Consider the following 18,098-nt stretch of genomic DNA (forward strand, 5'->3'; position numbering starts at 1 on the left):
CGAGCTCTTTAGAGTGCAGGGCTATGATCCTGCATTCTATCCCAAACGCTTGCTGGTGAGTCGCTATGGCGATCCGCTCAAGACCTAGATTGTTCGATCGTTCGCCGTGTTCGAGTGCGGCAATGACGGCGTCCGGTGTGCTCCGTTTGCTGCTGGCCGGAGAGCACGATGGCGAAGGCATCCGCCCAAATCCCAACACGCCGTTATCATTTAGCCAGCTAGTTATTGTTACGTATAACGATAACGAAAACTGACGTATCAACACGCTCAGAAAGGAGCACGGGAATGGCAATGACAAATGCGGAGCGCCAGAGGCGCTATCGGGAAAGGCGGCTGGCAACCCAACGCGATCAAAAGGACTCGGCGGATCGATACTTGAAGCGGTCCTTCGCGACTTTCTTCTTGGCCGACATCGAGGATGACGCCGGAGATTGGAGCAGCGTTCAGCAGACCTTTGACCTCGCCGGCGTGACGCTTCCTGACTTCGAGAGAAACGAGTGGCCTGAGTATGACGAGTTCGAGCTGGAGGGCTCAGGAACTGAAAACCGCTTGTCACTCGGCAAGGCGGAGATGCTCGCGGACGCCATGCAGGATGGTCTCCGAATTCTGGCCGAGAAGATCTCGCGCTTCAAACGGGAGGAGGTCGAGGCCCGCATCGCCGAACTCGAGGCAGCAGAACTACCGGACGCGGCAGCAAGAAAGCAGGCGCTGGACGACATCGTCGAATTGAACCGGATCCAGGCACGACTGGCGAAGAAAGCCCGGCTGACCTTCCCGGCATACGAGATCAAAGGCTGAACAGCCGTTTGAAAGTGGTCCGACCGGCAATCGTGTTTGGAAGCCGCTGCCGATCGGACTTGCCATCAGCGCCTTCGGCAAGCGCATCAACGACGAAAGGATACCATCCATGAATGTTACTTCAACCTCTACCGAGATTCCGGGCCTTCACGCCAGCCTGAAGCCATATGTCTCCAAGACAAGATTCGGCCTCAACATCTCTTCTCCGCTGGTCCAAATTCTGCATTTGGAGCTCGCCGCACGCGAAGCCGGGCTGTCTATGGCTGAACTCGCAAATAGGTTGTTGAAGGACAAAGAGGACAGCTTGCTCCTCGCCAAAGCCCAAGGCGATTGGGAAAATTACGTTTGTCTTCATGAACGTGCATATCGCGTTGATGCCTTGGTCTCAGTTATCGAGCAGCACTCATCCAAAGGAGGGACGCACCCAGAGCTGTCAATCCAACTTGGCGAGATCGCTTCGGAAGTCTGGTATGATGCAAAATATCCTTGGCAATCTCTTGAAGATTGGCGGTTTGTCTTTCAGACGCTCGATGCAAATAAACAGTCATTGATGTCGAAATCAGAGCGCCGTGCGCTTCGTAAAATGCCAAGCGAGTTCACGGTCTATCGTGGCGTGTCGGCAGTCGATCATATGGAAGCTGAAGAAGCAGCATTCGGGCTCTCATGGACAACCCAGCAGTCTAAGGCCGAATGGTTCGCGCGACGTTTTGCGCTGGACGATTCACAAGCCTTTGTCATCGAAGCGACCATCTCGAAGAAGGCAGTCATCGCCTACCTCACAGGTCGTGAAGAAAGCGAGATCCTGATCGATCCGGACAATATCTACGAGATGAAGATTGAGGAGTTGGAGCGGGAGATGGTCGAAGCGGCGTAGGCGGTAGCGGCCGATCGCGTCGAGGTGGTCAGTTTCTATTCTTGAACTGACATGGCCGCGACCGTTACCGAGAATCAGCGAGGCCCTCAGCGGCCTCGCTGACGTCGGCCAACTCGAACGAAGCATCAATTATCCGCTTTGTATGGCGATCTGCGAGCCCAGATAGCTAAATTGTCCCCGTCCATCCGTGCTGCTGTTTAATCTTGGCAGGCACTGAGGAGGCGGCGATGACGAGTAGGATCGAGATCCAGATTGGGCACAGGTTGATGATCCGGGCGGTCGGTAGCTTCGCCGTGCTGGCGACTGTGCTCGGGCTGCTCGCTGTCGTTACGCTCATCGACAAACGGTTAGATCGGGCGAGCCCGATGCTGATTTCGGAGAACGCACGGCAGGCAGCTCGCTGAGGCGTCTCATAGGCCGGCAACCAGGTCATCGGCAGTTCGGGTAGGGACCGCCGGCCGGAGGAAAGGATAGGATCCGGGACCGCCGTGCGCACAGTTTCGGAGCGCCTTTTCGAACGCTATCTCATCCTTCGAGTATATCGAGAAGTGTGGACTTAAGGCGCGCCGTGCAGGCGGCTGAATGTGAACACCTGGAGAAAAAATCCCTCACAGGCCAGAGGGTTAATGTTTGTTAATGCCGAACCCTAGGAACGTGTAACGGACGTGAATGCCGAACGTGAACGAATGTAAACACCCCGACCCCAAAGGCTTGAAGCCGAAGCCAAGGATAGGCGGCCGGAGGTGGGCCGACACAGGACGCATCCCCCTACCGAAATCGCAGTCAACCTAGGACTTCGTTCCTTTTCCCACGCCCCAATCGCTTCAGCTGGAGCTGACACCCATCGGCTGATTCAGCACCCATGTGATGGATCGGCACGTCCAATAGATGATCGTCGTCGATGGAAACGCCAATGCAGCGAGGAATTCGAGTTGCCGAGTAGCACCATCAACATCGAGTTCGCCAAGAGTTCACGACCGCCGGTGCCTCTCGCTTACAATGCGGTCCGAATTCCTGGAACGCAGGCGCGATTCAGGGGCCGGTATGCACTCGCGCCGGCGATCTCCTTGCAGTCCTTTCGTCGCCAGGCCGTCATCGATTGGCTCGACGTCGGGGTGATCCTTCCGGCGCCAAGCCAAGCGATCCACGTCAAAAGGATGGTTGACGCCGCGCTCGGTGGGAATTGCTACGTGGAGCTCTTGCACGAGAACGATGCCGAAGAGGAGGCGCGAACCGGCAAGGCCTTCGCCGTCCGGCTGCAAGAGCCGCGGATCGCGGATGTGGTGAAACTGGAAGCCGCGCTACAAGATGCACGGCAACTGGAAATTCCTTTGTTCCTGCGGAAGATGGAAGTGAGCATCGACTTCTACCCGCGCGCACCGTCAGCAGATGCGCGCTCCCAATTGTTTGCGGTGCTGCACCGGCACCACTGGCCCCATAGAGACGTGCTGACAGACCGGACAGAACGCCCACGCTTTTCATGGGGCGAGGGCAGCGATCGAACAGCCGCTGTCTTACCCATAGCGAAATCGCCGGGACGCGCACGAAACCTCGTGAGCAGCGCTTCTGGCGATCGGACTGCGTTCGGCGACTCGACCTACTACGTGGGCAGCCGAGACGGGCCGGTCCTCTGGAGAATCATGGACAAAGAGGTCGACCGGCAGAACAGATCAGCCGGGAAGGCGCGGAACCTGGCAGAGAGCGAGAAGCGTGTTCGCATAGAGGTGACCCTCGGCTCCAGCGAACTGGACCATCTAGGCCTGATCTGGCCGGATGATTTGATGAGGTTTCGGTTTGAAAAGCTGCAGAGCCGCTATTTCGCTTTCAAGCAGCCAACCTTCAGGCGAACTGGAGCCGGGCAGCCTGTCCCGGCTTGGCTAGAACGACAACGACAAGAGAAGTTTCTAACATCCGGGATCATCGGGCTTCGGGCGATGGACGAAGCAGATGCGCAACAGAAAGCTGCTGGACGACGGGACCTTCTCCGTCATCTGAAAAACGCTGGCCGGAAGCCGCGACCGCTCAGACGCACCGGCACTGGGAGCGCGCTGACTTTTGTTGCCTATGAGGAGATGAACAAGGCTTTCGAGACAGCGCTCCGGCATCTGAGGGAAAGAGAGGAAGCAGAGATGAGGAGAGTAGGGGTCAGGTAGGGTGAGAGTGCTGTGGTTGGCTAGGTAGATGAACAAGTTATTAGACCGACAACCGGGCTTCGACCCGGCGGACCTGAGGCTGCTTGGCCTTCAAGCCCAGCCAGTATCGATCCGGCGCCGGAATTTGGTGGGATAAACTTGCTGTGGATCGGCGCCAGCCGTAGTTGGGCTGAACATCAGCGGCACCTGCCGAGCGCTGCCGTTCTTGGTAAGGTCCAAGGACGCGCCCCCTCGCTCGGGCGCTAGCTCCGACCACCGAAGCCCGAGGAGCTCGCCCCGGCGCATTCCCGAGCCACCAGCGACGATCAAGAGCGCCTTCATGCACGCAATCCATCCAATGTTGCATGCAGCGAGCAGTCGAGCCTCTTCATCATCCTGCAGAAGACGCTCTCGTGCGTCACTGACTTGGGGACGTCTGATGGCCTTCGCCGGATTGCGCGCCAGCCGCATCCCCCAATCACGCATCGCGACCTCAAGGACGTGACTCCGGATTGCGATCTCCCGGAGCGCCGTTGCGGGACTGACCGTCTGGAGGCGTTCATCACGATAGACGGGTCCATACCCCATCTACGGTATGCGTCAGGTAATTGTTTTTGCTGACGTAGTTCCGTTTGCATCACGGAAGATCCGTCATGCAGACCAACAACTGGAACTCGGTCGCTCCCAACGGCCGGGTTCCAGTATCTACCCATACCCGTCTGCCCATCATTGCAAACAATTGATCGGGACAGAGGAGACGAAGAAGGTTGCTAAAGAAACTAATTGTCGATCTAGTGTCGTTTGGCATGACTTGTGTTTCTTGAGCTTGTTCGTCTTCTATCTTACGTTTAGAGATAGGGCATTCGCGGTATTCCGGTGGAGCAAGGTCATCACAGCGCAGCAGGACCCGGATCATGTCATTATTCGGGAAATATACGATAGCGTCGTCAAGCCGGGGCTTTGGCCTAATATATTAGAGCGTGTTGCCGATTCTATCGGGGCGAGAGGCGCGTTCATGCTCGATATACATACCGTATCGAGCGAAAGGCGCGTTGTCCCTAAACACTTCACGTCGAATTATGATGCCGATGCGGTGGGGCAATATTTTCGGGATCACAATCAACGCGAGCTTGCCGATCAGGACGTGCTTACGAGCATTGTTGGGCGTGGGGACGATATCGATCTGGTTCCCGATACCGTTCTGCAGCGGCAAGAAGGCTCAATGAACGATGTATGGCGGACAATTGATAGACGCCTAGACTGGCGCGCAGCAGCTATTCTCACCAAAGACTGTCACGACAGAGGACGATTGGCATTCCAGTTCACAGGCGACGCCAACCGGACTAAGGAATGGCACCTTCGCCGCGCTGCCATTTTCCTTCCCCATATTGCAAAGGCAATGGATCTCGGCAGGTCGATTTCGGAAGCGCAGCAAGAGAAGCGACAGCTCTCGGAGACGCTGGAAAGTCTCTTGGTCGGCGTAGCTATCATGGACGCCCGTGGGCGGATGACGTTCTGCAATACCGAGTTCCGACGTCATCTAGATGCAGCTGGCTCTATTCGCTTGGACAGGCATGGTGGACTACTGATTAGTTTCGGCTCCGAAGTCGCGAGGATTGACCACCTGTATGGGAGCCTTGGATCCCATGGACGCTTCGGAGGCCGCCCACGAAAAGAAGCTGTGATTCTGAACGCTACAGGAGCTCAGCATCTGATTGTCGAGGTAATGCCGCTCTGTAGCGCACCCCAATTAGACCACTCCGACTCCGGCGGACACATTATTTATTCGATCGACATGACGCGGGCTTTTGCAATCGATAGGGCGAGAATGACGCGCCTGTTCGGGCTCACACCTGCGGAGGCCGATGTGATGGCACATCTAGCCGAGGGCTTAACGAGTGAGCAAATTGCAGATCGGCGCGACACGTCAGTGATGACTGCCCGCACGCAGCTGAAATCGATCTATTCGAAACTCGGTGTCTCAGGCCGAATTCAAGCAGTGCGCGTCGCTGCGAATAGCAGCAACGCTTTCATACTATCGGAGAAAGACCGAGATCGGACCGCCGCTGATCGGTAGGGAACCCGTAAGTCCACCAACAAGGTCCATCACCCCAAGCGCTCGACCAAGTCGACTGCCTTCAGGTGGCTGTAGCGCTGCAACATCCGGAGCTCCTTGTGGCCGGAGATCGTCGCGGTCTCGATCACGTTGAACCCGCGCTCCAGCAGCCGGGTCACTGCCTCATGGCGAAGGTCGTGGTAGCGAAGATCAGGGATGCCCGCACGAGTCCTCAGATGGCCCCAGGCTTGCTCTACGGCGCTCTTGGTGGTCTCGACCACCCTATCGCCCGAACGCTCGCTGGCGAGGCTCCTGAGCGTTTCTGTCGCGCGTTGGGACAGGGGAATATCTCGACTGTCGCCATTCTTTGTCATCGGTAAATGGGCGACGCGGCGATCAAGGTCGACGTTGTCCCAGGTCAGCGCCAGGATCTCGCCCTGACGCATCGCTGTCTCAACGGCGAGGATGATCATGGCGCGCATGAACGGGTTACGGCCAGCGTCGGCGGCTTCCAGCAGGCGCTGTTCCTCGCCATCTTCTAGGCGGCGATTGCGGCCGCGCGGTGGGACTGGGCGACGGATCATCCGGCACGGGTTCTGTGCAAGGTGAATGCCCCACTCCTTCCGGCCGATGTCGATCGCGTGCCCGAGCGTGTTCAGCTCCCGGATGACGGTCGCCGGCGCGACTTGGGCGAGACGCTCATCGCGGTATTTCGCGACGTCGGCGGGCGTGAGCATTGCGAGCGTGCGAAAGCAGATCGAGCGCGTCAGCATTCCTCGAATCCGATACGTCTCCGACGAGGCGCTGCGCTTGGCTGGCGTGATCTCGGCGACGTAGCGCTCGAGGAGTTCGCGGACTGTCATCTTTTCGGCGACGCGCGTGTCGGGCAGGTTGCCGCAGCGATCGAGTTCGGCCTCGAGGCTCCGGGCCCACTTCTCGGCGTCTGTCTTGGCGTCGAAGCTCTTGGCACGCGGCTGCAGACCTTTGCGGCGAACCATCGCCTGCCAGCGTCCCCGTAATTTCCGTATCGTCGCCATGAAAGTGCTCCTCGTCTGCACCTCCACGCGTAGGAGACCGGTGACTCGGCGCCAAGGATGAATCCCGGTTATTCCGAGCGGCGCAGGGTTGCAGCCGAGCCTGCGCACCTTCCCGCATCAGTTGCCCTCGGTTAGCTTCGGGCTCTTGGGAAATCGACAGGAGGGTAATGATGCTGATTGGCGGAGTCGTGCTGTATCTTCTCGTGGCCGCAGGCGTGCTGGCTATGGCTGCCAAATACGCTTTCGGGCCAGCCCCGGCCGTGCATCACGCCCAAGCGCTCGAAGCCGACGGGATGGAGCCTACGGTTGCGATGCAGATCGTGCTGCGCGCCGTCTACGTCCCCATGGCGGCAGCCTGCGCGGCCTTAACCGTCGTCGTCGTTGTGCTCGCCCTCGGTCCGATCTGGGATGGCGAGCTTTGGGCCTGCGTCACAGCCACCGTGGCGGCTTTGGTGCTCGGCGTGCCGACTTCAGCGTCTTCGTGGTGGTTTGAAAAGCGCACCGGCGTGCGTGGCCCATATCGTCAGGCGATGGCCCTGACGGCGCTTAACGTCGTGGCCTTCTTGCTCGCAGGCTCGTCAGCAAACGCCTAACGTTAAGAGCTCGGCCAACGTCTCTTCAGTGCCTTCGGCGGTGATGTGCCGCGATTGTGCCGATCCGCTATCGGCGCGAGCACGATCTCATCAATCGACGTCGCGGACGTCTGGCTGGCAAGGATCTCCTGGCGATAGTCAGCCCAGAGAGTGCTGCTCTGTGATGGCAGCCTACGTTCGCAGGCTCACAGCGTTGCGCCTAGCTTTCGTTGAAGGACATGCTCAGCTAGCATTCGAGCAATTGACCTGGAGCTCCGATACGAATGCCAGCGCCGACCCTGCAACTGTCCAAGACCGTCCCGCAGCTCTTGCAGGAGAAGCCGCAGCAACGTTTCAAGGCTCGTGAGTTGGCGCTTATGATTTTTGAGCGCTACCCCGAAGCTTGTCGCACAAAGATGGAGAAAAGTGCGGCGCTGAAAAATGATGATGACCTGATCCAACAGATCGTGGCTGAGATTGGCGCTCAACGTCCAAAAATTCAGGCGAGATATCCAGAAGTCCGAATTACAGAAAGTCGGCCGAGACGATTCTTTTGGTCCGACAAAAGTCTTGAGTCAGAGGTGGAAGACGCTGAAGCTGAAAAATTGCCCCTACCGTCTGCGCCGGTAATTGCAACGATCAAGCCCGAACTTGTCGAAAGCTCTCTCTCGGAGCACGATCTTTACCCCCTGCTGGGCGATTATCTATCGACCGAGTTTTCAGTGGATGTCATGAGAATCGACGAAAGGCGATCTTCGAATAAGAGGGGCTACAACGGAAATCGTTGGCTCTACCCGGACGTTGTCGGCGTTGAGGATCTCACGAAGGGCTGGAATGACGAGCTGAAGCTCTGTGTCACCCAGACCGGCGACCCTCGTGCGCGTCTGTGGTCTGCAGAAGTGAAGCGACTTATCAATCGATCGAACGTCAGAGAGTCTTATTTCCAGGCAGTTTCGAATTCGTCTTGGTCAAACATCGCGTATCTCGTGACCGCAGAGATAGAGGGCACCGACACCATGCAAGAGCTGAGAATGCTCTATGCGCTGCACGGCGTGGGGCTGATCCAGCTAGATACCGAAAACCCCTCCGAGAGTCAGGTCATTATTCCCGCCCGCGAAAAAGCCTCGGTTGACTGGACGACGTGCAACCGACTGGTCCATGAAAACAGCGACTTCAAACTTTTCATCAAACGAGTCCGCCAATTCTATCAAACCGGAGATCGTCAGTCTGGATGGTCGCTCAGAAGCTAACTGGTGGCCGGACGGTGCCGATCAACTAAAATCGACTGAGCTCCGCTCGAAAAATGCGCCGGAAGACTGTAATACAGAAAGAACTGGACCGAATGACGTTACGGGCGTAGGCTGCAGGCAGGCGCTACGGTTGCGGCGGTGGATCATATTGGTTCGTATCATTATGATAATACGACGATATCCATGTCGGAGCGCACAGTAAGAGTTTGTTATTTTTATCTTTAGGAAAGTAACCTAAACGCAGAGGCTGCGATAGGATTCCGATGCGGACAAGTTTCGTATCGATAAAGCAGAAACATGCAGGGTCCGCTCTATTCCGGAGCCAAATGGAGGACCTACTATGGCGAATACCAATTGGCGTCTCGAAGGTGATTGGATCAAGAATTGCAATTGCGCTTTTGGGTGCCCGTGCGATTTCAACGCAAAGCCCACACAGGGTGAATGCGAAGGTCTTTTAGGGATGCGAATAGCCGAAGGACATTTCGGCGATACAAATCTTGCCGGCCTAACGTTTCTGGTGATTGTTCACTGGCCCGGCCCGCTTCATGAAGGCAATGGTCAAGCGCAGCCAATCATTGATGAGCGGGCTACCACAGAGCAGCGCGACGCACTCTTCGCGATCATGTCGGGACAAAACTCCGCAGAAGGGACGCTCTTTCATATTTTCAGTTTGATCGTCAGCAAGCACCACGACCCAATCTTCGCGCCTGTGGAGTTCAAGTTTGACAAGGAAGGTCGAACCGCAAGCGTAATCGTCCCCGGCGTGCTGGAAACCGACGTCGAGCCGATCAAGAATCCCATCACAGGCGCTGAGCATCGCATCCAGGTAGTGATGCCTAACGGCTTCGAACATATCGAAGGCGAGGTAGCCTCCTCCAGCATCAAAAGCACGGGGGCGATCCGTTTCGAGACCAAAAATTCGCACAGCACACTCGCCTACGTAGTGCAGACGCCCGAGGGTGTAGCAGCATAACCCAAAGGAGGCGCTCCGTGCTGCTGGACTAGCGCGAAGGGTTTGCCGGAACCGGGAGAGATTACTATGCTCGGGACCTCTCCACTCATCTTCCTGCTACGCCGCGACAGAGCCGTCGTAATCACCAGCCTTGTGGGTATCATCACGCTGGCTTGGCTCTATATTCTGCACGGTGCGGGGATGGACATGCGAGCGATCGCTGACATGGCCATGCCGACGGCCACGATGGCCTGGCGACCGGACTATTTCGCGCTCATGTTAATCATGTGGGCGGTGATGATGGCGGCGATGATGCTTCCGAGCGCAGCCCCAACGATCCTGCTTTATACCGTTATCGCGCGGAAACGACGAGAACAGGGTGAAATCGTCGCGTGGACTGGGATATTCGCTCTTGGATATGGCGCAGTATGGCTCGCATTCAGCCTTGCTGCTACAACACTGCAATGGCGCTTGGACGCAGCTGCTCTGCTTTCGCCTATGATGATGATCACAAATGCTGCAGTCGCTGGATCGGTGCTGATCGCGGCAGGTTTCTACCAGTGGTCGCCATTCAAGCTGACATGTCTTCGCAAATGTCAGTCGCCCTTTACTTTCTTTCTCGAAAACTGGCGTGAGGGCGCTTGGGGAGCACTTAGTATGGGGCTACGCCATGGTCTGTTCTGCGTTGGCTGCTGCTGGGTGCTCATGCTGCTGCTTTTCGTTGGCGGCGTGATGAATATCGTTTGGATAATCGGCCTCTCACTGTTCGTTCTGGCGGAGAAGACGATGCCGCCAAGCGATTGGCTCCGTCGTGCAGCTGGAACTATATTCATCATCTGGGGTGGCGTGACACTGATGAAGGTCGCCATCTAACAGCGGATCTCAAGTGTCTGAGCCGATCCCAGCCGTCTGCCTGCGGAAAGGCTAGCGATAGAGCGCACCAACATCAGGACGTGTTTGGGTGCCGCTACCGTGGCTATCCGCAATCCGGTAACCGGAATTGGCTCGAAAGGCGAGGGGCGGTAGCTATTTGGAAGATTCCGCTCGGACGCTTCGGAGGGCAGCGCTCTATCCAGCTGAGCTACGGGTGCCCGGGTCGCGGGCGGGATCCGGCGAACGGATCGGCATGACCGAAATCTCCCTAACCGATCCGGGGGCGCACGGCAAGGAGCGATGGTGCGCTGGTGGAGCCTGACGCGGCCCAAGAACGAACTTCGGCTCATCGAGCGATCCGGACGGCGCCGCGCGTCGCCGTCATTCCCTCCCGCTCTTCAGATGCGTCGTGCGCCTGCCGGTTGCCGCGGCACCGTCGCGATGGCTGCAGCGCCCCAGGCTCCTATTGTCCGCGGGGCTTGGCCCGGGCGGTGGGGTGTGCGCTGGCCGGGTCTTCCGGCCAGGCATGGCGGGGATAGCGGCCGCGCAGGTCGGCGCGTACGTCGGACCAGGAGCCGGCCCAGAAGCCGGGCAGGTCGCGGGTGATCTGGATCGGGCGATGGGCCGGCGACAGGAGCTCGACGGTCAGCTTCAGGCAACCATCGGCGATGGTGGGGTGCTGCGACAGGCCGAAGAGCTCCTGCACACGGATCGCCAGCACCGGCTGGTCGGCTTCGTAGCGGATCGGCACGCGCGAGCCGGTCGGCGCCTCGTAATGGGAGGGCGCCAGCGCTTCCAGCCGGTTGGCCGCCGCGTGCGGGACGAGGCTGCGCAGCGCCTCTGAGATCTGCCCGGGCGTGATCTGGGCGAGCCCGGTGACGCCCGGCAGATAGGGCATCAGCCAGTCCTCGAGGCTGGCGAGCAGCGCGGCGTCGGAAAGGTCCGGCCAGGGCGGGCCATAGGCGGCGGCCAGGAAGCGCAGGCGGCGCAGCAGCCGCTCGTTGTCCTTGCCCAGCGGCAGGGCGGCGAAGCCGAGACGGCGCAGGCCGTCGGCCAGCGCGCGCGTCGTCGCCTCTCCGGTCGGGGTCGGCAGCGGCGCTTCGGACAGGGTGGCGCGGCCGAGCCGGCGCACCCGGCGGGCGCGCACCTGCCTCGACGCCGTGTCGAAGGTCACGACGTCCTCGCTGACGCCGCGTTCGGCAACGAGGCGCTCCATTGCGTCGGACGACAGGCGCGCGGCCGAGAGAATGCGCCCGGCCCGGGCCTGGCCCTGAAGTTCGGCGACGACGAGGAATCGTTCGCGGGCGAGACTCGACGCCGCGTCCACGACGCCGCCGCGGCCATTGGCCAGCACGAAATGGCCGTGCGCCCCGCGGGCGATGGCGATGCGGTCGGGATAGGCGAGCGCCAGCAATTCGCCGGGCTCGGTGGCAGGCTCCGCCGAACGCGGCGGCGCGGTCGCCCTGGCATCGCTGGCGATCCGGCCGGCAAGACCGGCGGCGGCCTTGGCGCGCGGCGAGCGGTCGCCGCCCAGCCGGCGCAGGCGTTCGCCGAGATCGATGTCGGTGCCGCCGAGGCCGCGTTCGGTCAGGAGCACCGCCAGCAGCGCCGCGTCGCGTCGCGCCGTATCGCCGGCCGCCACCACCATATGGGCCAGCCGCGGCGGCAGCGGCAGGCCGCGCATGGCCTCGCCCGTCGGCGTCAGCCGACCATCGGTGTCGAGCGCGCCGAGCTCGGTCAGGAGCGCGCGCGCCTCGGCGACGGCGGGGCCGGGCGGGGGATCGAGAAAGGCCAGGTCGGCCGGCTCGGCAACACCCCAGGCAGCGCAGTCGAGGACGAGACCCGACAGGTCCGTGGCGAGGATTTCCGGCCGGTCGAAGGGGGCGAGCGCCGCCGTCTGCTCCTCGCGCCAAAGGCGAATCGCGGTGCCCGGCGCGGTGCGTCCGGCGCGGCCGGCGCGCTGGTCGGCCGCGGCCCTGGAGATGCGCACGGTTTCCAATCGCGACAGGCCTGTCGCCGGCTCGAAGACCGGCTGGCGGCGCAGCCCGGCATCGACGATCATCGACACGCCGTCGATGGTCAGCGAGGTCTCGGCGATGGAGGTGGCGAGCACCACCTTGCGCCGTCCTTCCGGGGCCGGGCGCACGGCGCGATCCTGGGCGGCGCCTTCCATGGCCCCGTATAGCGGAGCGACATCGACCTTTTCTCCCACCAGCGGTCGCAGGCGCTCGGCGACCCGCTCGATCTCCCGCTGGCCGGGCAGGAAGACTAGCAGGCTGCCGCACTCCTCGGTGAGCGCGGCGCGGATCGCGGCGACCACGGCGTCCTCAACGGGCTCGGTGCCCGGCCGGTCGCGATAGTGCAGGGTCACCGGGAAGGCGCGGCCATGGCTTTCGACGACGGCGACCGGGTCGCCCGCCGTATCGCCCAGAAGCGTCGCCACGCGGGCGCCGTCCAGCGTCGCGGACATGACGAGGAGCTTCAGATCCTCGCGCAGGGCCGAAGCGACGTCGATGGCCAGCGCCAGGCCGAAATCGCCGTCCAGCGAGCGTTCGTGGAATTCGTCGAAGAGGACGGCCGAAACGCCGGCGAGCTCCGGGTCCGACAGGATCATGCGGGTGAAGACGCCTTCGGTGACAACCTCGATGCGGGTCCTGCGCGACACCTTCGTGTCGAGCCGCATGCGCCAGCCGATCGTGTCGCCGACCGCCTCGCCGAGAAGGTCGGCCATGCGCCGTGCGGCGGCGCGGGCGGCGAGGCGCCGCGGCTCGACAAGGATGATCTTGCCGTCGCCCAGCCATGGCTCGGCCAGGAAGGCGAGCGGCACCAGCGTCGTCTTGCCGGCGCCGGGAGGCGCGACGAGGACGGCGCGGCCGCGCGCCGCCATCGCCGCCGACAAGTCGCTGAGAACGTCCTTGACCGGGAGATCGGGCAGGGGCACGGGCGTCACGGTGCGGCTCCGGCTCCGGCGCCGAGATCGACGATCGGCCCGCCGGCGGCCTCGGCGTCGGCCCGGTCGTGGGTGACCAGCAGTGCCGGGATCTGCCGCTCGGCGACGAGATCGAAGACCAGCTGCCGCACGGTCTGGCGCAGGTCCGTGTCGAGCCGCGAGAAGGGTTCGTCGAGAAGCAGCGCCTCGGGGTCGGCCAGCAGCGTGCGGGCAAGAGCCACCCGAGCCGCCTGGCCACCCGACAGCGTCGCCGGATCGCGGTCGAGATGGCCGGGCAGGCCGACGCGCTTCAGCATCGCCTCGGCGGCGGCGCGGCGGCGGCTGCGGCCCTTCACCTGCGCCGACAGGCCGAAGAGCAGATTGCCGCCGACCGACATGTGCGGATAGAGCAGCGCGTCCTGAAAGAGCAGGCCCACCCGGCGCCGCTCCGGCGGCAGCCCGGTCAGGTCGCGGCCGTTGAGAAGCGCCCGCCCGGTCGCGGTGAAGGCGGGATCGAGGAAGCCGGCGATCAGCGCGAACAGCGTCGACTTGCCGGAGCCGGACGGTCCCATGACGCTGAGCGTCTGGCCCGGTGGCACCAGCCGGTCGAGGGTGAGGAGCCGGCGGGTTCCAAGGCTGATCTCGACCGCGTCGAGGCGCAATCCTTCGTCTGTGGTCATGGCGCCCTCATGCCGCGACGGCCGCGCGCAAGCAAGACCGGCACGAGACTGGCGGCGGCGAAGGCGAGGAAGGGCAGTGCGGTCTGCAGGAGGGCATAGGCGCCGATGACCCGCCGGTTGCCGCCGGCGGCCAGCGCCACCGCCTCGGTGGTGATCGTCGGCAGGCGTCCGGCGCCGATCAGCACAGTCGGCAGATACTGGCCGATGGAGACGGCAAAGCCGATGGCCAGTGCGGTCAGGATCGGCGCCGTCAGCATCGGCAGGCGGACGCGGAAGAAGATCGCCCGGCGCGACCGGCCGAGCCCGGCTGCGACCCGCTCGTAGCGCGGGTCGAGGGCGAACCACGGATCGGCCAGCGCCAGCGCCGCATAGGGCGCGACGAAGATCAGATGGGCGGCGACCAGCAGCGGCACCGAGGGCGTCAGTCCGGCAACGAGGATCAGCACCTGCAGGCCGAAGACGAAGGCGATCTGGGGGACGATCAGCGGCAGGTAGATCAGGCCGGCGATCGCCGAGGGCAGGCGGACCTCGCCGGCACGCGCGGCGGGGAACCGCCGGCGACGGGCTTCCAGGAGGGTCACGACGAGCCCGAGGGCTATCGTCGTCGCGGCCAGCGCGACGGCGAAGCTCGTCCACAACGGCCCGCTGGCGGCATCGACGGCGCGGCGCCAGCTTTGGAGGTTGAGGGTCGGCGGCAGGAGATCGGGAAAGCCCCAGAAGCCGGCGACCGACCACAGGAAAAGGAGCGCAAGCCCGACGAACACCGCGAGAGCGGCGAGCGGCACGGGCAGGGCGGCAAGGCCGCGCAGCGCCGCGTCGGAGGCATGGCGCCGGCCCTTCGCCGCCTCGCGGCGAATGAGCCAGCCACCGACCCGTTCGAGGCCGAGCCAGGCGAGGATGACGGCGAGCGTCACCACCAGCTGCACCAGCGCGCCGGCTGAGGCCTGGAAGCGCATCGCCAGATCGGGATCGTTCATCCAGCCGATCAGTCGGACGGCGAGCGGCGCTGGCGTCGAGGGTCCGAGGATCAGCGCCACGTCGACGACGGCCGAGGCGAAGGCAGCGACCGCGATCACCGGCAGCCGGATCTGGCGATAGACCGATGGCCAGACGATGAGGAGAAAGGCGGCCATCCGCCCATAGCCGAGCGACCGGCCGAGCCGCTGCCGGCGCTCGGGATCGGCCTGCGGCAGGGCCGCGAAGGCGACCAGCATCAGGAAGGGCATCTCCTTGGCGACGAGCGCCGCCATCATCGACAGGGCCAGCGGATCGCCGACGATCAGAAGGTCCGGCGGACGCTCGAGGCCGAGCGGCACCGCGGCAAGGCGGAAGAGAAGGCCGGAGGGCGCGATCAGGAACAGAATGCCGAAGGCCGCCGCCGCATGGGGAACGGCCAGAAGCGGCGCCAGCGCCTGCCGCACCACGCCCATGCCCCGGCTACCGGAAAAGGCGGCGAGGAACAGCGCGACGCCGACGACCGACACGGCCGTGGTCAGGAGCCCGGCCGCGAAGCTGAGCCCGACGGAGACGCCGATGCCCGGCGCGGCCAGAACGGCCCGCAGCGGTTCGAGGGAGACGGCGTTGCCGCCGAGCGCCGGCAGATAGCCGAAGGCCGGCAGCGCCACCCCGGCCAGCCCGACGGCGACGGGCGCGGCAAGGAGCAGCGTCAGAAGCGCCGGCAGGATCGCCGTGAAGCACAGCCGGCAGGGGGGCGCGTCGCCCTTCATGGCGTCAGGCCGCCGAGCGCCCTTCGAGGCGGACCGGGTGTTCGGGCAGGGGCATCCGTGCGGGTCATCAGCCGCCGTAGCGGCGCTTCCACTCGTCCTCGATGCGGGTCATCCAGGAGGCGTGGGGTTCCGGCAGGACCGGACCGAGCTCGGACGGAGGCAGCGTGGCGACACCCCGGTCGATGGCGGCGAAGGCCTCGCGATCGGCCGCATCCAGCCGGTCCACGGCGAGAACCGTCGGGTCGCCCCAATAGGCGGGGTCTTCCTTGCGCAATTGCGCTTCCGGCGAGATCAGGAAGTCGGCGACCACCATCGCCCCGGCCTTGGCCGAAGAGTTGTAGGGAATGGCAACGAAATGGGTGTTGCCGAGCGTGCCGCCGGGAAAGGTGAAGGAGCGCACGGTGTCCGGCAGTTCGCCGGCGGCGATACCGGCCGAGGCCTCGGACGGGTTGAAGGCGAAGATGATGCCGAGTTCGCCGTCGCCCAGAAGCTGCTTCATGGCCGGGTAGTTCTGCGGATAGTCGCGCCCCTCGCGCCACAGCACCGGGCGGATCGCGTCGAGCCAGGCCCATAGAGGCGCCGTCGTTTCGGCGAAATTCGCGTCGGTCGCGGCCTGCTGCAGGACGGCGGCGTCGGGTGCCTGCTCGATCAGCACCTGCTTCAGGAGGCTCGAGCCGATGAAGTCCGGCGGCGCCGGATAGGAGAACTGGCCGGGATGGGCCTTGGCCCATTCCAGCAAGGCGTCGGTGTCCTGCGGCATGTCGGCGATGGCGCCGCTGCGGGCGGTATCGGCGAAGAACACCATCTTGGCGCCGCCCCAGGGCGATTCCTGGCCCCTGGTCGGCACGGTGAAGTCGGTGGTCACGCTGGGATTGTCGGTATCGACGAATTTCCAGTTGGGCAGGGCGGTGGCGAAGCCATCGGCCAGGAGGCCCTCACCCTGCATGGAGACGAAGTTCTCGCCATTGATCCAGATCAGGTCGACCGAGCCGCCCGTATCCTTGCCGGCGGCCTTTTCCGCAACGACGGCGGCGACGGCGTTGGCGGTGTCGTCGAGCTTGACGTGCTGCAGGGTGACGCCGAAGCGGTCCTTTACCGTGTCGGCGACCCAGCCTATGTAATCATTGATGTTCTGCGAGCCGCCCCAGGCGTTGAAATAGACGGTCTGCCCCTCAGCCGCGTCGAGAACCGCGGGCCAGTCGGACGGATCGGGATCGGCCGCACGGGCAGGCGCTGCCAGCAGCAGGGCCGTCGCCAGAGCAGCGACGCACTGTCTTGCGACGAGACGAGCATTTTTGCCGACACGCATCATCAATTGTTCGTCTCCGCTTCCCGGATCGCCTATGTGCATCGGCGAACGTGCTAGAAGCAACCGCATGTCGCGCGCCATCGGACAAGTTGATCATTCCGTGATCGCCGGGCGCGGGAATTCGAGTTTCGAAGAGGGCCTCTACCAATGGCGGACACCCCGCAGGACGACCGCAAGACGCTGGTTCTGACCGGCGCGTCGCGGGGCATCGGTCACGCGACCGTAAAGCGCTTCTCCCGCGAAGGCTGGCGGGTGATCACCTGCTCGCGTCAGGATTTCTCCGACGACTGCCCGTGGCCGGCCGGCCCCGAGGATCACATCCGGGTCGATCTATCGGACCAGGAGGATGTCGGCTTCGCCGTGTCGGAGATCCGGCGCCGACTGGAGGCGAACGGCTCGGAGCTGCATGCGCTGGTCAACAACGCGGCGATCTCGCCCAAGGGCGAGGGCGGCTCGCGCATGGATTCGATCCGCACGCCCATGCATGCGTGGCGGGACGTGTTCCAGGTGAACTTCTTCGCCCCGATCATGCTGGCGCGCGGCCTGTTCAAGGAATTGTCCAAGGCACGGGGCTCGATCGTCAACATCACCTCGATCGCCGGCGGCCGGGTGCATCCTTTCGCCGGGACGGCCTATGCCACGTCGAAGGCGGCGCTGAACTCGCTGACCCGCGAGATGGCCCATGATTTCGGCCCGGCCGGCATCCGGGTCAACGCCATCGCGCCGGGCGAGATCGAGACGGCGATCCTGTCGCCGGGCACCGAGAAGATGATCGACGACATCCCGCTGCGCCGCCTCGGCCAGACCGCGGAAGTCGCCGACGTGATCTACTTCCTGTGTTCGGGGCAGGCGTCCTACGTCACCGGCTCCGAGCTGCACATCAATGGCGGCCAGCACGTCTGAGGCCGG

Annotated in this window: 16 protein-coding genes; 10 read left to right on the forward strand and 6 right to left on the reverse strand. The window is 62.9% G+C overall.

The features are described from left to right. The first annotated feature begins 285 nt into the window (after positions 1 to 285). The 4 genes from J3367_RS06260 (at position 286) to J3367_RS06275 (ending at position 3,825) form a co-directional block, all read left to right on the forward strand. A complete protein-coding gene (locus tag J3367_RS06260; RefSeq protein WP_421460503.1) occupies positions 286 to 798 on the forward strand; it encodes a hypothetical protein in 513 nt (170 codons plus the stop codon). Positions 799 to 907: 109 nt separating this feature from the next. Beyond that, a complete protein-coding gene (locus J3367_RS06265; RefSeq protein ID WP_421460505.1) occupies positions 908 to 1,672 on the forward strand; it encodes a hypothetical protein in 765 nt (254 codons plus the stop codon). A 227-nt stretch (positions 1,673 to 1,899) separates the two neighbouring features. Then, positions 1,900 to 2,076: a hypothetical protein gene (locus J3367_RS06270; protein WP_421460506.1), complete on the forward strand. Its 177-nt coding sequence runs from the start codon at positions 1,900 to 1,902 to the stop codon at positions 2,074 to 2,076. Positions 2,077 to 2,604: 528 nt separating this feature from the next. Continuing rightward, complete coding sequence (locus tag J3367_RS06275; RefSeq protein WP_421460508.1) at positions 2,605 to 3,825, forward strand: hypothetical protein; 1,221 nt, start codon at positions 2,605 to 2,607, stop codon at positions 3,823 to 3,825. 90 nt (positions 3,826 to 3,915) lie between these two features. On the opposite strand, the gene J3367_RS06280 is transcribed toward J3367_RS06275, so the two are convergent. Beyond that, positions 3,916 to 4,392, reverse strand: a complete 477-nt coding sequence (locus J3367_RS06280; RefSeq protein WP_421460510.1) for a tyrosine-type recombinase/integrase — start codon at positions 4,390 to 4,392, stop codon at positions 3,916 to 3,918. 232 nt (positions 4,393 to 4,624) lie between these two features. On the opposite strand from J3367_RS06280, the gene J3367_RS06285 reads away from it, so the two are divergent. Continuing rightward, complete coding sequence (locus tag J3367_RS06285; RefSeq protein WP_421460512.1) at positions 4,625 to 5,881, forward strand: helix-turn-helix transcriptional regulator; 1,257 nt, start codon at positions 4,625 to 4,627, stop codon at positions 5,879 to 5,881. 29 nt (positions 5,882 to 5,910) lie between these two features. Here J3367_RS06285 and J3367_RS06290 read toward each other — a convergent pair whose 3' ends face one another. Then, entirely contained in the window at positions 5,911 to 6,897 is a 987-nt protein-coding gene (locus J3367_RS06290; protein ID WP_421460514.1) for an integrase, read from the reverse strand. Positions 6,898 to 7,064: 167 nt separating this feature from the next. On the opposite strand from J3367_RS06290, the gene J3367_RS06295 reads away from it, so the two are divergent. The 4 genes from J3367_RS06295 (at position 7,065) to J3367_RS06310 (ending at position 10,544) form a co-directional block, all read left to right on the forward strand. Continuing rightward, positions 7,065 to 7,490, forward strand: a complete 426-nt coding sequence (locus J3367_RS06295) for a hypothetical protein (RefSeq protein ID WP_421460516.1) — start codon at positions 7,065 to 7,067, stop codon at positions 7,488 to 7,490. 263 nt (positions 7,491 to 7,753) lie between these two features. Continuing rightward, positions 7,754 to 8,719, forward strand: coding sequence for a COG2958 family protein (locus tag J3367_RS06300; protein ID WP_421460517.1), 966 nt, complete (start codon positions 7,754 to 7,756; stop codon positions 8,717 to 8,719). A gap of 340 nt (positions 8,720 to 9,059) precedes the next feature. After that, entirely contained in the window at positions 9,060 to 9,692 is a 633-nt protein-coding gene (locus J3367_RS06305; RefSeq protein ID WP_421460519.1) for a DUF1326 domain-containing protein, read from the forward strand. A 66-nt stretch (positions 9,693 to 9,758) separates the two neighbouring features. Then, positions 9,759 to 10,544 carry a DUF2182 domain-containing protein gene (locus tag J3367_RS06310; protein ID WP_421460522.1) on the forward strand — a complete coding sequence of 262 codons (786 nt, stop codon included), beginning with the start codon at positions 9,759 to 9,761 and terminating at the stop codon, positions 10,542 to 10,544. Between the two features lie 463 nt (positions 10,545 to 11,007). Here J3367_RS06310 and hrpB read toward each other — a convergent pair whose 3' ends face one another. From hrpB to J3367_RS06330, 4 genes are all read right to left on the reverse strand, one after another. After that, positions 11,008 to 13,494 carry an ATP-dependent helicase HrpB gene (gene hrpB / locus J3367_RS06315; protein ID WP_024350777.1) on the reverse strand — a complete coding sequence of 829 codons (2,487 nt, stop codon included), beginning with the start codon at positions 13,492 to 13,494 and terminating at the stop codon, positions 11,008 to 11,010. After that, positions 13,491 to 14,153 (reverse strand): ATP-binding cassette domain-containing protein, encoded by a 663-nt coding sequence (locus J3367_RS06320; RefSeq protein ID WP_024350776.1) that lies wholly within the window; start codon positions 14,151 to 14,153, stop codon positions 13,491 to 13,493. Before J3367_RS06320 ends, hrpB begins: the two co-directional genes overlap by 4 nt. After that, entirely contained in the window at positions 14,150 to 15,880 is a 1,731-nt protein-coding gene (locus tag J3367_RS06325; protein ID WP_421460524.1) for an ABC transporter permease, read from the reverse strand. Before J3367_RS06325 ends, J3367_RS06320 begins: the two co-directional genes overlap by 4 nt. A 67-nt stretch (positions 15,881 to 15,947) precedes the next feature. Beyond that, a complete protein-coding gene (locus J3367_RS06330; RefSeq protein ID WP_024350774.1) occupies positions 15,948 to 17,189 on the reverse strand; it encodes an ABC transporter substrate-binding protein in 1,242 nt (413 codons plus the stop codon). A 147-nt stretch (positions 17,190 to 17,336) separates the two neighbouring features. On the opposite strand from J3367_RS06330, the gene J3367_RS06335 reads away from it, so the two are divergent. Next, complete coding sequence (locus J3367_RS06335; RefSeq protein ID WP_024350773.1) at positions 17,337 to 18,092, forward strand: SDR family NAD(P)-dependent oxidoreductase; 756 nt, start codon at positions 17,337 to 17,339, stop codon at positions 18,090 to 18,092. Positions 18,093 to 18,098 lie beyond the last annotated feature (6 nt).

The sequence above is a fragment of the Aurantimonas sp. NFXS3 genome (assembly GCF_049132005.1).
GTDB classification, from domain to species: Bacteria; Pseudomonadota; Alphaproteobacteria; order Rhizobiales; family Rhizobiaceae; genus Aurantimonas; species Aurantimonas coralicida.

What these genes read in the sequence shown, in the direction of transcription:
- J3367_RS06310 (WP_421460522.1), top strand. Translation starts at nt 9,759, where the DNA reads ATGCTCGGGACCTCTCCACTCATCTTCCTGCTACGCCGCGACAGAGCC.
- J3367_RS06290 (WP_421460514.1), bottom strand. Translation starts at nt 6,897, where the DNA reads ATGGCGACGATACGGAAATTACGGGGACGCTGGCAGGCGATGGTTCGC.
- J3367_RS06325 (WP_421460524.1), bottom strand. Translation starts at nt 15,880, where the DNA reads ATGAAGGGCGACGCGCCCCCCTGCCGGCTGTGCTTCACGGCGATCCTG.
- J3367_RS06280 (WP_421460510.1), bottom strand. Translation starts at nt 4,392, where the DNA reads ATGGGGTATGGACCCGTCTATCGTGATGAACGCCTCCAGACGGTCAGT.
- J3367_RS06300 (WP_421460517.1), top strand. Translation starts at nt 7,754, where the DNA reads ATGCCAGCGCCGACCCTGCAACTGTCCAAGACCGTCCCGCAGCTCTTG.
- J3367_RS06295 (WP_421460516.1), top strand. Translation starts at nt 7,065, where the DNA reads ATGATGCTGATTGGCGGAGTCGTGCTGTATCTTCTCGTGGCCGCAGGC.
- J3367_RS06305 (WP_421460519.1), top strand. Translation starts at nt 9,060, where the DNA reads ATGGCGAATACCAATTGGCGTCTCGAAGGTGATTGGATCAAGAATTGC.
- J3367_RS06330 (WP_024350774.1), bottom strand. Translation starts at nt 17,189, where the DNA reads ATGCGTGTCGGCAAAAATGCTCGTCTCGTCGCAAGACAGTGCGTCGCT.
- J3367_RS06270 (WP_421460506.1), top strand. Translation starts at nt 1,900, where the DNA reads ATGACGAGTAGGATCGAGATCCAGATTGGGCACAGGTTGATGATCCGG.
- J3367_RS06265 (WP_421460505.1), top strand. Translation starts at nt 908, where the DNA reads ATGAATGTTACTTCAACCTCTACCGAGATTCCGGGCCTTCACGCCAGC.
- J3367_RS06320 (WP_024350776.1), bottom strand. Translation starts at nt 14,153, where the DNA reads ATGACCACAGACGAAGGATTGCGCCTCGACGCGGTCGAGATCAGCCTT.
- J3367_RS06260 (WP_421460503.1), top strand. Translation starts at nt 286, where the DNA reads ATGGCAATGACAAATGCGGAGCGCCAGAGGCGCTATCGGGAAAGGCGG.
- J3367_RS06335 (WP_024350773.1), top strand. Translation starts at nt 17,337, where the DNA reads ATGGCGGACACCCCGCAGGACGACCGCAAGACGCTGGTTCTGACCGGC.